We start from the raw sequence: 15500 nt of genomic DNA, 5'->3' as shown, positions 1-15500 counted from the left end.
CCTTTTGGACGTCAGCCGAACAAACGCGCCAGGCGCTTGCCGAGGTCGAGCTCGCCGTCCCACGGCATGCCGGCGTCGTAGCGCGTCTGGTCGTTCGCACGCCAGGGCGCGAAGAGCTCCGGCTCGTGCAGCTTCCACAGCTGGCACAGCGGCGCCGAGCTGCCGCTGGCGTCGATGATCGAATTCACCGCGCGGCGCGCCGCCTCGTTGGCCCCTTCCATCGTCGCCAGGTCGGTGTAGGTGCGCACGTAGTCGGCCGCCAGGAACAGGTTCGGGATGCGGGTGTAGGCATCGGGCCGCTTGTCCCAGCTGTTGATGTAGTTGACCAGCAGCGGCTCGGAGTCGCGCTCGCGCGAACGTCCCGCGGGGTCGGCCGGATCGAGGCGCGGAATGATGTCCGGGTCGAGGAACCACGAGTGCAGCATGTCGTCCGTCAGCAGCTCGGCGCCGGGCCGGTTCAGCGACTGCTTCAGCTGGTACCAGGTCTCGGCGGCGATCTCCTCGTGCGTGCACTGCTTCGCGGTGCGGCCGCCGGTGTGCGCTTCGGAGCCGGCGACTTCCCACTCGGAGATGTCGACCGACAGGATGCCCCGCACCGTGCCGTCGCCGGCGCGCGCGAAGTCGAAGCGCGGCCAGAACTGCGCCTGCGACACCGAGGTCAGCGCCCAGGCGCTGTCGACGTACAGCGCGTGGCCGTGCACGATCGGCACATCCTGCTTCAGGTAGAACTGGATGCCGTTCATCCACTGCACGTTGCGGCGGATGTCGACGATGCCCTGCAGCGTCGAGTCGGCGGCCAGCAGTTCCGGCGTGATGTGCCGCGCCATGACTTCGAGCGGCACGCAGCACAGGTAGTGGTCGGCCTGCACGTCGAAGGTGCGGCCGTCCTGCGTCACCGTCGCGCTGGCGATGCGGCCGTCGGCGACGTTCAGGCGCTCGAAGTGCGCGCCGAACTGGTAGTCCACGCCCTGCTCGCGCAGGTAGGCCAGCCAGGGGTCGATCCACACGTCGTTGGTCGGCCCGTTCAGCAGCCGGTCCGAGCTGGTGCCCGGCGTCAGGATGTCGAACAGCAACTGCACCAGCACGTCGCCGATGGTGCGCGTGCTGGCCAGCTGCGCCTTCGCGGCGTTCAGCGAACGCGTCAGCCCGCCGGCGAGAAATTTCTGGTAGGCCGGCGAGCGCGTCGCCGCGCCGACGAACTCCCACCAGCCCAGGCGCTCGTACTCGTCGACGCGGCGGTCCTCGCAGCTGGTGATGATCTGCCAGATGCGTTCGGCGAAGAACTCCTGCTCGCCGGGCTGAAAGCCGTAGTCGCCGGTCATGTCCTTGAAGACCAGCTTCCAGTCGGCGAGGCTGCGCGGGAAGCGGTCGACCGCGACGATCGGCGCCTGCCCCACCAACGGGTACTCCAGCCGCGTGGTCTCGACCAGGTTGTCCTCGACACCGTGCCGGTTGTCGCCGTACGGGATGCGCCGCATCGTGTCCGGCAGGTGGCGGTAGAAGCGCGGGAAGAAGCGGAAGCCGTGTTCCCCCGGCAGGTCGCGCCGGCCCTCGGTGCCCGAGCCCGGCACCGGCACGCTGCGCGCCTTGCCGCCGGCGATGCGGCGCTTCTCGAACACCTGCACGACGAAGCCGCGCTCGACGAGCTCGTGTGCCGCCGACATGCCGGCCACACCGCCGCCCAGGATCACCACACGATCGCCCATCGTCCGACTCCCTCGCGCGCCCTCGCGCAGATGGCCCCGTGATCGGGACCGGTTGGTCTCCGGTTCAGGCCGCGGGCAGCGACGCCTTGTCGAGCCGCTGCAGGCTGGCCGCGGCCCGCCCGGCCCACAGGCCGGCGCTCTGCGCCTGCGCCAGCTCGATCGCCCGCAACAGGTCCGCCCGCGATGCGGCCTCCGCCGCCGCACCTTCGCGCTTCAACCGTATCTCGGCCCGCAGCCGCAGCAGCTCGGCCAGTGCCAGGCGCTCCTCGCCCTGCGCCTGCTGCTGCACGGCGCCATCGACCAGCGACAGCGCGGCCTCGGTCTCGCCGTGCGCGGCCAGCGCCTCGGCCAGCAGCCCGGCCCAGTACGGCGCATACAGCGTGGTGCCGGTCGCGCGCCACCGGGCGATGCCCTCGCGCATGCGCGCCAGGCCGTCGCACTCGGCGTCGCCCCCGGCGATGGCGGCCCAGCCGCCCATCAGCTCGCTGGCCGCTTCCCAGATCGGGAAACCCTGCTCGTGCGCCAACGCGCCGCAGCGCCGGGCCAGCTCGGCCAGCGGCGCCGCTTCGCCGGCGAGCAGGTGCACGACCATCTGGTAGGTCATGCAGAAGCACGAGGTGTGCGCATGCGCGGTGGCCTCGGCGATCGCCGCCGCCTCGCGCGCATGCGCCGCCGCGCCGTCGGCATCGCCCATCACGGCCAGCGTCTTCGCGAGGTAGACATGCAGCGCCATGCCCGGCTCCTGACCGAAGACCTGCGCGTGGCCGCGGTGCTCGTCGGGCCGGTAGAGGTGGATGCCGGCGCGCAGCGTGTCGCGCGCGGCCGGGAACTCGCCGAGGAAGTACTGCGTGACGCCGCGCACCACGTGGGCCTCGAGCAGCAGCCCCGAGTCGCCGCTGCCCTGCACCAGGCGCAGCAACTGGTCGGCCAGCTCCAGCGCGGCGCGCAGGTCGCCGCGCACGACGTGGAAGGCCCACAGCCCGAACAGCACCGGCACGATCTGCGGCGCATCGCCGAGCTCATCGCAGATCTCGCGCGCCTCGCGGTAGGTGCGCGCAACGCTCGGATCGGCATAACCGCAGGTGGCCATCTGCAGCGGCCCCAGCGTCATCAGCAGCGCCAGTTCGTCCTGCACGCGTGCGGGGCCGGGCGGGCGCTTGCGCACCAGCGCCAGCGCCTGGCGGAAGTGCACCGCGGCCTCGACCTGCGCCGAGCGCGCCAGCGCCCGCTCGCCGGTCTTGCGCCACAGCGCGATGGCCTCGTCGTCCATGCCGGCTTCGGTGTAGTGGCGCGCCGCGAGCTCGGGCTGCGCCTCGCAGGTCTGCGGGAAGCGCTCGACCAGCGTGCGTGCGATGGTGGCGTGGATCTCGCGCCGGCGCGAGCGCAGCAGCGACTGGTAGGCCGCATCCTGCAGCAGCGCGTGCTTGAAGCTGTAGGCGGCCTCGGGCGGCGTGCCGTCCTGCACCAGCAGGTTCTCGTGCACCAGGTGGCCCAGCACGTCCTGCAGGCCGTCCGGCGGCAGCTCGGACATCGCGCGCAGCAGCTCGAAGCTGAACTGGCGGCCGAGCGCGGCCGCCAGCTGCGCGACCGGTTTCGCCGGACCCAGCCGGTCGATGCGCGCGGCCAGCGATTCCTGCACCGTCGCCGGAATCATCGGCTCGCTTTGTGCCGACGCCTGGAACGCCGCGCCGGTGTCGATCACCACGCGGGTGATCTCCTCCAGGTACAGCGGATTGCCTTCGGCGCGCGCCAGCACTGCGCGCATCACGCCGGCGGGCAGCGGCTGGCCGCCGTTGACGTTGGCGACGATGGCCGCGGCGGCATCGGCGTCGACCGCGCCGAGCACGACGCGATGCACGCCCCGCTGCTGGGCCCACGCGGGCAGGAACTCGGGCCGGTGGGTCATCACGATCATCAGCGGCGCATCGGCGGCGCGCCCGACCAGCTCGTCCAGCAGTTCCAGCGTCGACGGGTCGACCCAGTGCAGGTCCTCGATCACCATCAGCAGCGGCTGGCGCCGCGCGCGCTCGACCAGCAGCGTGGCCAGGAGCTCGATCGTGCGGCGGCGCTGTCGCTGCGGCGTCATCGACAGCTCGGCGTGGCCGGCGGGCCGGTCGACGGACATCAGGTCGGCCAGCAAGGTCAGCGTCTCGGCGGGGTCGTCGCTGTGCAGCGCCGGCAGCGCGGCGGCCAGCAGCGCGCTGCGCTCGGCCGGCGTCTGCTCGCGGTGCATGCCGAACTCGTTCTCCAGCCACTCGATGACCGGCGCGAAGGCGCTGTTCTGCTGGTAGGGCGAACACTGCACCTCGATCACCGCCGGCGGCACCAGCGCCAGCCGATCGCGCAGCGTGCGCAGCAGCCGCGACTTGCCCATGCCGGGATCGCCCTGCACCAGCACACAGCCGCCACGGCCGTGCTGCGCGTCGGCCCAGCGCTGCTGCAGCGGCTCGACCAGCCGCTCGCGGCCGACGAAGGGCAGCAGACCCTCGTCGCCCAGCGCGGCCAGGCGCGACAGCGCACCGGTCTTGCCGATCACCCGGAACAGCGACAACGGCTGCTCGATGCCGCTGACGGTGCGCTCGAGCAGCGGCTCGAGCCGGAAATAACCGCGCACCAGCCCTTGCGTCGCGCCGCTGATGACGATGCTGTCCGGCTCCGCCAGGCCCTGGATGCGCGCGGCGATGTTCGGCGTCTCGCCGGTGGCCAGCGTCTGGCTGGCGCCGGCGGCGCCCATCTCGCCGACCACGGTCTGCCCGCTGTGCACGCCGATGCGCACCCGCAGCGTCACGCCGCGCTCGCGCAGCCATTTCGCAGCCAGCGGCGCCAGCCCGTCCAGCGTGTCCAGCGCGGCGAGCACGGCGCGGCGCGCATCGTCCTCGTGGGCGGTGGGATAACCGAAGTAGGCCAGCACGCCGTCGCCCAGCACCTGCGCGACGTGGCCGTCGAAGTGCGCGATCGCGGCCGCGCACACCTGCTGGTAGGCGCGCATCAGGTCGCGCAGGTCCTCGGCGTCGAGCGTCGTCGACAGCGCGACGGAGCCGACGACGTCGCAGAACATCACGGTCAGGTTGCGGCGCTCGGCCTCGCCCTTCGGGCCCGCGCCCGGCATCGGCGCGACGCCGGCCAGCGGCTTGCCGCAACCCTTGCAGAAGCGGTCGCCGGCCTGGTTGCCGGTGCCGCAATGGCCGCAGCTGCGCAATTGCGGCGCGCCGCAGGACGGGCAGAACCGCGCGTCCGCAGGCACATCGGCGCGACAGCGCAGGCACTGCATTCAGCGACTCCCGCGGTCGTGGCGCGCCATGCTCGTCACCAGGCGTGGGGCAGCTTCTTGCGGATGACGAGCAGCTTGCTGTTCTCGTCGGTCACGACGTACTCGCCGATCGCCAGCTCCTTCATCACCCGATGCACCATCTCGCGCGACGAGCCGACGCGGTCGGCGATGTCCTGCTGCGTCAGGCGCTGGCGCACCAGGCGCTGCTCGGGATGGTCGTCGACCGGATCGGACAGTTCCATCAGCACGCGCGTGACGCGGCCGTAGACGTCCTGCAGCGCCAGGCTCTTCACCTGCTCGGTGAGGCGCCGCACCATGCGGATCAGCTTGCGCGTCAGGTGGCCGGCGAACTCCGGATGCTCGAGCAGGAAGGCGTCGAGCCCGTCGCGCTGCACGACGCAGCAGGTGGTCGCCTCCAGCGTCTTGATCGACACCGAGCGCTTGTCGCCGTCGAGCGCGAGCTCGCCGACATAGTGGCCGGGTCCGAACTCCTCGAGCACGATCTCGCGCCCCTGCGGGCCGGCCGAGTAGGCCTTCACGCGACCGCTGAGCACGATGAAGATCGAGTCGCTGACGTCGCCTTCGTGGATCAGCACGGTATTGGCTGCGAAGTTGCGTGTGCCGCCGTGCCGGGAGATCGCTGCCAGCAGGCCGTGCGGCAGCCTGTCGTCTTCGTTGTCGGGAAGCTCCATCATTGGCATGGATTATGGCGGCGCGACCGGCGGCAGATGGGAATATGTCACAGGGTGCTTGTGACTTCCGCCGAGCCCGGCGGGTCCCTGCACTGCCTACAGTGACGCCACACCGTCACAAGACGGCATCGGCTCAGGGAACAAGGCCGCGCGACACGCATCGCGACGCGCCGGACGGCAGGGCGGGCAGCGCAGCAGCGCGGCTCGCCCTGTGTCCTTCTGGCGACGACTTCCATGGCGTGGCGGCCCGGGCGCTTGAGCGCCGGCTCAGGCTTCGCCAGGCGCCGGGTACTGCACTTCCAGGACCTCCAGCGTCTCGGGCCCGCCCGGCGTCTGCAGGCGCACCTCGTCGCCGATGCGCGCCTTCAGCAGCGCCCGCGCGATCGGCGCCACCCAGCTGACCTGGCCCTGCAGGTTGTCGGCCTCGTCGATGCCCTTGATGGTGATCGTGCGTTCCTCGCCCTTGTGGTTCGCATAGGTCACCGTCGCGCCGAAGAACACCTGGTCACTGCCATGGTGCAGCGACGGGTCGGCCACCTCGGCGATGTCCAGGCGCTTGGTCAGGAAGCGGATGCGGCGATCGATCTCGCGCAGGCGCTTCTTGCCGTAGAGGTAGTCGCCGTTCTCCGAGCGGTCGCCGTTGCTCGCCGCCCAGTGCACCACCTCGACCATCTTCGGCCGCTCGACGTCGATCAGCCCGAGCAGCTCCGCGCGCAGGCGCTGGTAGCCCTGCGGGGTGATGTAGTTCTTGCCGCCGGCGGGCAGCGGGGCCGAGCCGGCGCCGTCCTCGTCGTCGTCGAGGTCGCCGTCGGGTTCGCGGGTGAAGGCCTTGTTCATCTCGAAGCGAAGTCTAGGCAAGGCGCGCGCGCATCACAGCAACGACGCGCCGGGCAGGGTCAAGCGCGATGCGCGCTCAGCCGGCGCGATAGGCCCCCGGCGCTGCGCCGGTCCACTTGCGGAATGCGCGGTGGAAGGAGCTGGCGTCGGTGAAGCCGAGCTGCGCGGCCACCTGTTCGATGCTCAGGCGCGGGTCGGCGAGGTGGTGGATCGCGAGGTCGCGCCGCACCTCGTCCTTCAGGGCCTGCCAGCCGGCGCCTTCGTCGTCCAGGCGCCGCCGCAGGGTCGCCGGCGACAGGCCGAACTGCTGCGCCAGGGCTTCCAGCGTCGGGCCCTCGGCGCCGTCCGTGCCGTCGGCGGCAAAGCGCCGGCGCAGCTGGCGCCGCACGCGTTCGGCCCAGCCGCCCTGGTGCACCTGCTTCAGGAACACCGATTGCGGCGCGTCGCGCAGGAAGGCGCTCAATGCCGCCGGGCTGATGCACAGCTCGGCGCGCAGCACCCGGGCATCGAAGCTGATGGCCGTTGCCGGCTGCTCGAAGCGCAGCACCGGCGAGAACATGCGGCGGTACTCGTCGGCATGCGCCGGCCGCGGATGCGCCCAGTCCAGCCCCGACAGCGGCACGCGCCGGCCGGCCAGCCAGCACAAGAGGCCGTGCACCATCACCAGCAGCGTTTCGTCGGCGAAGCGGCGCGCGTCCGGCGCGGCGATCCGGTTGGCCAGGCGGATGCGCGCCTGCCCGCCCTGCACCGCCAGCGTCGCCTCGATGTCGTCGAGGAACAGCGCCAGCCCGCGCAACGCCAGCTTCAGCGCGCGTTCGACCGTGCGCTGGCCCGCCAGCCCATGGCACAGCAGCGCGAAGCTGCCGACCTTCATGCGCCGCGCGTCGAGGCCGAAGAACTCGTCGTCCAGCGCCTCGCCGACGGCCAGCCACAACGCGGCGAAGGCCGACGCCGGCACCCGGGCCGCGTCGCTGGCCAGCAGCTCTTCGGCGATGCCCGCGCGCTGCAGCACCGCCTGGCGCTGCACGTCGTCCAGCGCCCCGACCGCGCTGCGCACGAAGGCGATCGACACGGTGTGCTGGGGCGCAGGCGGCATCCGGGGATTCTGGCAAAACCGCTCAGGCGCCTGAGCGCTTAGACCATCGCGCGCCGGCCGCGACCGGCCTAGACTGCCCGGTCGAGAGACCACCGCGTGCCGGAGACAACATGACCAACCTGTCCGCCGAATACAAGGCGCTGGCCGAGTACCGCCCGACCCACAAGGTGCGCTTCGTCACCGCCGCGAGCCTGTTCGACGGCCACGACGCGGCGATCAACATCATGCGGCGTATCCTGCAGGGCATGGGCGCCGAGGTGATCCACCTGGGCCACAACCGCTCGGTCGACGAGGTCGTCACCGCCGCGCTGCAGGAGGACGTGCAGGGCATCGCGGTCTCCAGCTACCAGGGCGGCCACAACGAGTACTTCGCCTACATGGTCGAGCTGCTCAAGGCCCGCGGCGGCGAGCACATCCAGGTCTTCGGCGGCGGTGGCGGCGTGATCGTGCCGGCCGAGATCCGCGCGCTGGCCGACCAGGGCGTGCGCATCTACAGCCCCGAGGACGGCCAGCGCATGGGCCTGGCCGGCATGATCGGCGAGATGGTCATGCGCGCCGACCAGGACCTGACGGTGCACGCGCCGGCCTCGCTGGAGGCGATCCAGGGCCATGGCGAAGCCGCGTGGCGCGCGCTGGCCCAGCTGATCACCGCGCTCGAGAACGGCAAGGTTTCTCCCGAGCTCGTGCAGCAGCTGCACGCGGCCGCGAAGGCGGCGAAGGCCCCGGTGCTCGGCATCACCGGCACCGGCGGCGCCGGCAAGTCCAGCCTGACCGACGAGCTGATCCGCCGCATCCGCCTCGACCAGGGCGACGCGCTGCGCATCGCGGTGATCTCGATCGACCCGTCGCGGCGCAAGAGTGGCGGCGCGCTGCTGGGCGACCGCATCCGCATGAACGCGATCGGGCCGTGGCCCAAGCCGGCCGGTCAGACGACGCCCGGCGATTCTGGTCATCGCGTCTACATGCGCTCGCTCGCCACCCGCGACACCGGCAGCGAGATCTCCGCTGCGCTGCCCGACGTGCTGGCGGCCGCCAAGGTGGCCGGCTTCGACCTGATCATCGTCGAGACTTCCGGCATCGGCCAGGGCGACGCGGCGATCGTGCCGCTGGTCGACGTGCCGATGTACGTGATGACGCCCGAGTACGGTGCCGCGAGCCAGCTCGAGAAGATCGACATGCTCGACTTCGCCGAGTTCGTGGCCATCAACAAGTTCGACCGCAAGGGCGCGGCCGACGCGCTGCGCGACGTCGCCAAGCAGGTGCAGCGCAACCGCGGCGCCTTCAACGTGATGCCGGACCAGATGCCGGTCTTCGGCACGATGGCCAGCCGCTTCAACGACGACGGCGTCACCGCGCTGTACCAGGCGCTGAAGCCCCGGCTCGCGGCGCTGGGCCTGCCGCTGCCGGACAGCCGCCTGCCGGCGGTCAACACCCGCCACAGCACCAACCAGACGCCGGTGGTGCCGGGCGCGCGCGTACGGTACCTCGCCGAGATCAGCGACACCGTGCGCGGCTACAAGGGCCGCGCGCGTGCGCAGGCGCGGCTGGCGCGGGAACTGCAGCAACTGCGCGCGAGCGCGCGCATGCTGCAGGACGTGAACGGCGATCCGGCGACGCTGTGGTCGCTGGCCGAGGAACGCGATGGCCGCCTCGATCCTGCCGCGCGCAAGCTGCTGGCGATGTGGCCCGAGATGCAGAAGGCCTACGCCGGCGACGAGTACGTCGTGAAGATCCGCGACAAGGAGATCCGCACGTCGCTGGTGCACACCACGCTGTCGGGCAACAAGATCCGCAAGGTCGCGCTGCCGCAGTACGAGTGCCACGGCGAGCTGCTGAAGTGGCTGATGCTCGACAACGTGCCGGGCAGCTACCCCTACACCGCCGGTACCTTCGCGTTCAAGCGCGAAGGCGAGGACCCGACGCGCATGTTCGCCGGCGAGGGCGATGCCTTCCGCACCAACCGGCGCTTCAAGCTGGTGTCCGAAGGCATGCCGGCCAAGCGGCTGTCGACCGCCTTCGACTCGGTCACGCTGTACGGCAACGATCCGGACCTGCGCCCCGACATCTACGGCAAGGTCGGCAACTCGGGCGTGTCGATCGCCACGCTGGACGACATGAAGGTGCTGTACGACGGCTTCGACCTGTGCGCGCCCAACACCTCGGTGTCGATGACGATCAACGGCCCGGCGCCGACGATCCTGGCGATGTTCATGAACACCGCGATCGACCAGCAGCTGGCCAAGTTCGAGGCCGACAACGGCCGCCCGCCGACGGACACCGAAGCGCAGAAGATCCGCGAATGGGCCCAGGCCAACGTGCGCGGCACGGTGCAGGCCGACATCCTGAAGGAGGACCAGGGCCAGAACACCTGCATCTTCTCGACCGAGTTCAGCCTGAAGGTGATGGGCGACATCGCCGAGTACTTCGTGCACCACCAGGTGCGGAACTTCTACTCGGTGTCGATCTCCGGCTACCACATCGCCGAGGCGGGCGCGAACCCGATCTCTCAGCTGGCGTTCACGCTGAGCAACGGCTTCACCTTCGTCGAAGCCTACCTCGCGCGCGGCATGCACATCGACGACTTCGCGCCCAACCTGTCGTTCTTCTTCTCGAACGGCATGGACCCGGAGTACACCGTGCTCGGCCGCGTCGCGCGCCGCATCTGGGCGGTGGCGATGAAGGAGAAGTACGGTGCCAACGAACGCAGCCAGAAGCTGAAGTACCACGTGCAGACCTCGGGCCGCTCGCTGCACGCGCAGGAGATCGCCTTCAACGACATCCGCACCACGCTGCAGGCGCTGATCGCGATCTACGACAACTGCAACTCGCTGCACACCAACGCCTACGACGAGGCGATCACCACGCCGACCGAGGAGAGCGTGCGCCGCGCGATGGCCATCCAGCTCATCATCAACCGCGAGTGGGGCCTGGCGAAGAACGAGAACCCGAACCAGGGCGCCTTCATCATCGACGAGCTGACCGAACTGGTCGAGGAGGCGGTGCTGGCCGAGTTCGAGAAGATCGCCGAGCGCGGCGGCGTGCTGGGCGCGATGGAGACGGGCTACCAGCGCGGCAAGATCCAGGAAGAGTCGATGCACTACGAGATGCAGAAGCACACCGGCGAATACCCGATCATCGGCGTCAATACCTTCCGCAACCCGCACGGCGACCCGGTGCCCGACCACATCGAGCTCGCGCGCTCCACCGACGAGGAGAAGCAGAGCCAGCTCACGCGGCTGGCCGACTTCCATGCCCGCCACGCCGCCGAGACCCCGGCGATGCTGGAGCGGCTGAAGCAGGCGGTGATCGACAACCGCAACGTCTTCGACGTGCTGATGGACGCGGTGCGCTGCTGCTCGCTGGGGCAGATCACCAACGCGCTGTTCGAGGTCGGCGGGCAGTACCGGCGCAGCATGTGAGGCCCGTCCCGTTCGTGCGCAAGCGCACGCCCGGGCCCCTTTGCATGCGCTGCACCTCGTAACACCTGACTTTCGGCACTGCGCCATGGCGGCGCAGTGCGGTCGCGGGCTCCTAGAATTTTCGACGTTCCCACGCGTCGCCTGGAAGGAAGCCCCATGTCACGGTTTGTCCGCCCGATGCTGCCGGTGCTGTTCGGACTGGTGGCCGTGATGCTCGGTTCCTGCGGTGGCGGCGGCGGAGGCGATGCGCCCCCGCCGCCACCGCCACCGCCCGCCTGCGCGCCCATCCCTGACAGCACGGGGGGCTCGCTGGCCTGCGACGATCCCTTCTGGGGCACGGCGCCCGGTGGCGGCCCGGGCGGCGCCGACGGCGACTCTGCCGGCGCCGACGGCACGGCCGGCGACGGCCGCGCGATTCCCAACGCCGCCGTCACGCTGACCGACGCCGGCGGCCAGACCCGCAGCGCGACCACCGACGCCCAGGGTTACTACCGCATCAACATCACGCGGTTCACGCCGCCCTTCGTGCTGAAGCTGGTCACCGCCGACGGCGAGGAGCGCCACCATGCGTTCAGCACGCAGGCCGTCAAGAAGCGCGGCTTCATCACGATCAACATCACCGGCCTGACCGACAAGCTGGCATCGGACCTCGCCATCGCCGGCGGCCAGAGCGGCGCGCGCAACCTGACGCCGGCGATCGTCACGGCGCAGTCCGGACAGATCCCGACGGTGCGCACCAACCTCACGCAGACCATCCGCAACCAGATCACCGCGGCCGGCCTCAACCCCGACACCTTCGATCCGATCACGCAGTTCTTCCGCCCCAACCTCCAGGGCCATGACCTGGTGCTCGAGACGGTCGCGGTGTACATCGACAACAACGGCGCCACGCAGGTCGTGCCGAAGGTGCAGAGCGCCTGCACCGCGCCGCGGCGCTGGGTGGCCGGCGGCAACGTCTGCACCACGTCCAACAGCCCGGGCTTCATCCCCAGCGGCACCACCGGCCGCTTCAACGACAGCAGCGCACCGCTGGTCGGCAGCGCCGACTTCTCGTGCAGCAACGGCACGCTGACACCGGTCGGCACGCCGACATGCGCGGCGCCGGTGAACCAGCCGTGCAACGCACCCACCGCATCGTGGACGGTCGGCGCCAGCTCCTGCACGTCCGATGCAGCACCGGGCGGCCTGGCGTCGGGCCAGTCGCTGACGCTCACCGACAGCCAGTCGCCGACCACCGGCTCCATCACCTATGCCTGCTCCAACGGCAGCCTGAGCCAGACCGGCACGGCCACCTGCAGCACGTCCAGCACCACCGCCTGCGCGGCGCCATCGGCGACGTGGAGCGTCGGCGGAACGTCGTGCCAGTCGGCCAACACCCCGACGGCGATGAGCTCCGGCACCCAGCAGACGCTGACCGACAGCACGGCGCCGAGCTCGGGATCCATCACCTACGCCTGCACCGGCGGCAACCTCAGTGTGCAAGGCACCCCCAGCTGCGCCCTGACCTCCGGCAGCTGCGCCGCGCCGCCCGGAACCTGGACCACGGGCAGCGCGACCTGCACGGCGGACCAGACGCCGCAACCGCTGGCCAACCAGCAGGCCGTCGAGCTGGCCGACACCACCGGCCCCGACACCGGCAACGCCGGCTGGATCTGCCGCGACGGCCGGCTGAGCCCGCAGAGCATCCCCTTCTGCCAGACCACGGTGCCGAGCGCCTGCAACGCCCCGTCGCGCGACTGGCAGGTCGAAGGGCGCACCTGCAGCGCCGATGTCGCGCCCACCGGCATCGCGTCGGGCAGCACCGCGACGTTGACGGACAACACGTCCCCCAATGTCGGCGCGATCAGCTACGCGTGCAGCAACGGCACGCTGACGCTGACCGGCTCGCCCAGCTGCGCGGCGGTCACCACCTCCACCTGCAGCACCGCGGGCCTGGCGAACAGCGGCTGGACCGTCGGCAACAACACCTGCACGCCCGACTCGGTGCCGACCAGCGTCGCCTCCGGTTCGACGATCGTGCTGACGGACAGCAATGCGCCGTCCACCGGCAAGCTCACGCTGCAGTGCATGGACGGCGCACTGATCACCGTCGGCGAAACCACCTGCACCGCACCGCCGGTGGCGCAGGCCTGCACGGCCAACGTCAAGAACTGGAACGACAGCACCTTCGTCTGTTCGGCCGACGAAGACCTGGGCGACGTGCTGATCCCGTCCGGCTCCAGCTTCACCTGGATCGACTCGCTCGGCCCGTTCGTCGGCAGCCGCACGCTGGCCTGCAGCAACGGCACGCTGAACGTGGTGAACAGCAACTGCAGCTTCTTCACCGGCGGCCCGTCTTCGGCGCCGAAAGCCACCGCGCCCGCTGCGAAGGCGCGCGCGCCCCGCGCGCCATGACGGACCGCCGCGGCTTCCGCTCCCGCGCGGTCGCCCGCGCCGCGGCAGCAGCGCTGGCGCTGCTGCCGGCGCTCGGGCCGTCGGCGTCGACCTCGACGGAGCGGCTGGCGCTCGTCATCGGCAACGCCACCTACCCCGGCAACGAGCTGATCAACCCTAAGAACGACGCGCGTGCGGTGGCCGAGCTGCTGCAGCGCGCGGGTTTCCAGGTCGACGTGCGCTACGACACCTCGCGCGGCGACCTGGTGCAGGCGATGCAGCGCTTCGGCAGCCGCGTGCGCGACCCGCAGGTGCGCTTCGCCGTCTTCTACTACGCCGGCCACGGCCTGCAGCAGGACTGGCGCAACTACCTCGTGCCGGTCGACGCGAAGGTCAAGACCGCCACCGACGTGCAGCGCCAGACGGTCGACGTCGGCGAGCTGATGCGCCACATGAACGAGGCGCGCGGCCGCAGCTACCTGGTGATCCTCGACGCCTGCCGCGAGGATCCCTTCGTCGGCGCCTACCGCCCGCCCGCCAAGGGCCTGAGCCCGTTCGACGCGCCGGCCGGCAGCCTGCTGGCCTATGCCACCGCACCCGGCCAGCTCGCCTACGACGGCCGCGGCAGCAATGGCCTGTACACCAAGCACCTGGTGCGCGAGCTGGCGACGCCCGACACCTCCCTCGAAGACGCCTTCAAGCGCGTGCGCCTGAACGTGCGCATGGAGTCCGAAGGCCGGCAGGTGCCCTGGGAAAGCACCTCGCTCGAGCAGGACGTGATGCTGTTCCCGCAGCGCAAGGGCACGCTGTCGGTGGCCGAGCTGGAACAGCGCTTCGAACGCGAGATGGCCGACTGGCAGCGCGTGCGCGGCAGCACCAACGTCGCGCAGCTGACCGAGTTCATCCGCACCTACCCCAGCGGCAACGCCAGCGAGCTGGCGCAGGCGCGGCTGAACCGCCTGCTCGAGGAAGAGCTGAAGAAGAACGAGGTCGCGCGTCGCGAGGAGGCCCGGCGCAAGGCCGCCGAGGCCGAAGCCGAGCGCCTGAAGGCCGAGGCGGTGCTGCGCGAGAAGCTCGAAGCCGCCGAGCGCGAGGAAAAGCGCCTGGCCGCCGAGCGCGAGGCGGCCCGCGTCGCCGCGGAACGCGAGGCCCAGCGCATCGCCGCCGATCGCGAGGCCGCGCGCAAGGAAGCCGAGCGGGCCGAGGCCGCGCGCATCGCGGCCGAACGCGCCGAGGCACAGCGCGTCGCGGCCGCCGAGAGCGCGGCGCGCCAGCGCGCCGCCGAGGAAGTCGAGACCCGCCGCCGCCAGGAGGCCGAAGCACGGCAGCGCGAACGCGAGCGGCAGGAGGCCGTGCGCGTCGCCGAGGCGCGGGCCGCCGAGATCGAGGCCCGGCGCCGCCAGGCCGAAGCCGCCGACCGCCAGGCCGCCGAGGCCCGCGCCCGCGATGCCGATGTGGCGCGCCGCGAGCTGCAACGCCTGGCCGAAGCCGCCGACCGCCACCGCGTCGTCGCCGCGCAGCCGCCGCTGGCCGTCGTCGCGCAACTGCCGCCGACGCCCTTCTTCCAGGGCCGGCTGCAGCACCGGCGCGACTTCCGCGTCGGCGACCACTACGAGTTCCGCATCGTCGACCAGTTCAACCGCAGCGAGAAACCGCTGAGCCTGCGCGTCACCGCGGTCGACGAGAATCTCGACCGGGTCGAGTACAACGGTGGCGAATACGCTTCGGACATGATGGGCAACACCACGGCGAATCCGCGCGGCAGCATGGGCACGCCGCGCCAGTTCTACCCGGCCGAGCTGGTCGTCGGGCACAAGTGGCGCACGATGTTCAAGCAGGCGCGCACCAGCGGGCTCAACTACACCTTCCAGTACGACGTGAAGGTCGCCGCCAAGGAAACCATCCAGGTGCCCGCCGGCCGCTACGAGGCCTACCGGATCGAGGCCCGCGGCTTCAACGTCGACCTCGGCGCATCGATCACGCGCACGATCTGGGTCGCGCCCGGCGTGAATGCCGACCTGGCGCACGAGACCCTGGTGCGGCTGCGCGACGGCCGCATCGAGCAGCACGACCGGCAGGAGCTGGTGTCGCTGGCGCGCCGCTGAT

At 71.1% G+C, this 15500-nt stretch carries 8 protein-coding genes; 3 read left to right on the top strand and 5 right to left on the bottom strand.

Annotated elements, in window-relative coordinates; genetic code table 11:
* Positions 1–11: 11 nt before the first annotated feature.
* From P1K89_RS15305 to P1K89_RS15285, 5 genes are all read right to left on the bottom strand, one after another.
* Positions 12–1706: a hydroxysqualene dehydroxylase gene (locus P1K89_RS15305; RefSeq protein WP_284617302.1), complete on the bottom strand. Its 1695-nt coding sequence runs from the start codon at positions 1704–1706 to the stop codon at positions 12–14.
* Between the two features lie 64 nt (positions 1707–1770).
* Positions 1771–4977 (bottom strand): adenylate/guanylate cyclase domain-containing protein, encoded by a 3207-nt coding sequence (locus P1K89_RS15300; RefSeq protein WP_284617301.1) that lies wholly within the window; start codon positions 4975–4977, stop codon positions 1771–1773.
* Positions 4978–5012: 35 nt separating this feature from the next.
* A complete protein-coding gene (locus P1K89_RS15295) occupies positions 5013–5672 on the bottom strand; it encodes a Crp/Fnr family transcriptional regulator (protein ID WP_284617300.1) in 660 nt (219 codons plus the stop codon).
* Between the two features lie 264 nt (positions 5673–5936).
* Positions 5937–6506 carry a transcription elongation factor GreB gene (greB, locus tag P1K89_RS15290; RefSeq protein ID WP_284617299.1) on the bottom strand — a complete coding sequence of 190 codons (570 nt, stop codon included), beginning with the start codon at positions 6504–6506 and terminating at the stop codon, positions 5937–5939.
* A 76-nt stretch (positions 6507–6582) separates the two neighbouring features.
* Positions 6583–7602, bottom strand: coding sequence for an AraC family transcriptional regulator (locus P1K89_RS15285; RefSeq protein WP_284617298.1), 1020 nt, complete (start codon positions 7600–7602; stop codon positions 6583–6585).
* A 110-nt stretch (positions 7603–7712) separates the two neighbouring features.
* On the opposite strand from P1K89_RS15285, the gene icmF reads away from it, so the two are divergent.
* The 3 genes from icmF (at position 7713) to P1K89_RS15270 (ending at position 15499) form a co-directional block, all read left to right on the top strand.
* On the top strand, positions 7713–11021 hold the full coding sequence (icmF, locus tag P1K89_RS15280) for a fused isobutyryl-CoA mutase/GTPase IcmF (protein ID WP_284617297.1): 3309 nt from the start codon (positions 7713–7715) through the stop codon (positions 11019–11021).
* A 156-nt stretch (positions 11022–11177) separates the two neighbouring features.
* Positions 11178–13415 carry a carboxypeptidase-like regulatory domain-containing protein gene (locus P1K89_RS15275; protein WP_284617296.1) on the top strand — a complete coding sequence of 746 codons (2238 nt, stop codon included), beginning with the start codon at positions 11178–11180 and terminating at the stop codon, positions 13413–13415.
* Positions 13412–15499, top strand: coding sequence for a caspase family protein (locus P1K89_RS15270; protein WP_284617295.1), 2088 nt, complete (start codon positions 13412–13414; stop codon positions 15497–15499). The genes P1K89_RS15275 and P1K89_RS15270 overlap by 4 nt, the downstream gene beginning before the upstream one ends.
* Position 15500: the final 1 nt, after the last annotated feature.

The sequence above is a fragment of the Aquabacterium humicola genome, assembly GCF_030167915.1.
In the GTDB taxonomy this organism is placed as follows: domain Bacteria; phylum Pseudomonadota; class Gammaproteobacteria; order Burkholderiales; family Burkholderiaceae_C; genus Pseudaquabacterium; species Pseudaquabacterium humicola.
Note: the sequence above shows the minus strand (reverse complement) of the source record. Positions and strands in the feature narration are given on the sequence as shown.

Excerpts from the sequence above, each read along its gene's own strand:
- P1K89_RS15305 (WP_284617302.1), bottom strand. The coding sequence starts at position 1,706 with ATGGGCGATCGTGTGGTGATCCTGGGCGGCGGTGTGGCCGGCATGTCG.
- P1K89_RS15300 (WP_284617301.1), bottom strand. The coding sequence starts at position 4,977 with ATGCAGTGCCTGCGCTGTCGCGCCGATGTGCCTGCGGACGCGCGGTTC.
- P1K89_RS15295 (WP_284617300.1), bottom strand. The coding sequence starts at position 5,672 with ATGATGGAGCTTCCCGACAACGAAGACGACAGGCTGCCGCACGGCCTG.
- greB (WP_284617299.1), bottom strand. The coding sequence starts at position 6,506 with ATGAACAAGGCCTTCACCCGCGAACCCGACGGCGACCTCGACGACGAC.
- P1K89_RS15285 (WP_284617298.1), bottom strand. The coding sequence starts at position 7,602 with ATGCCGCCTGCGCCCCAGCACACCGTGTCGATCGCCTTCGTGCGCAGC.
- icmF (WP_284617297.1), top strand. The coding sequence starts at position 7,713 with ATGACCAACCTGTCCGCCGAATACAAGGCGCTGGCCGAGTACCGCCCG.
- P1K89_RS15275 (WP_284617296.1), top strand. The coding sequence starts at position 11,178 with ATGTCACGGTTTGTCCGCCCGATGCTGCCGGTGCTGTTCGGACTGGTG.
- P1K89_RS15270 (WP_284617295.1), top strand. The coding sequence starts at position 13,412 with ATGACGGACCGCCGCGGCTTCCGCTCCCGCGCGGTCGCCCGCGCCGCG.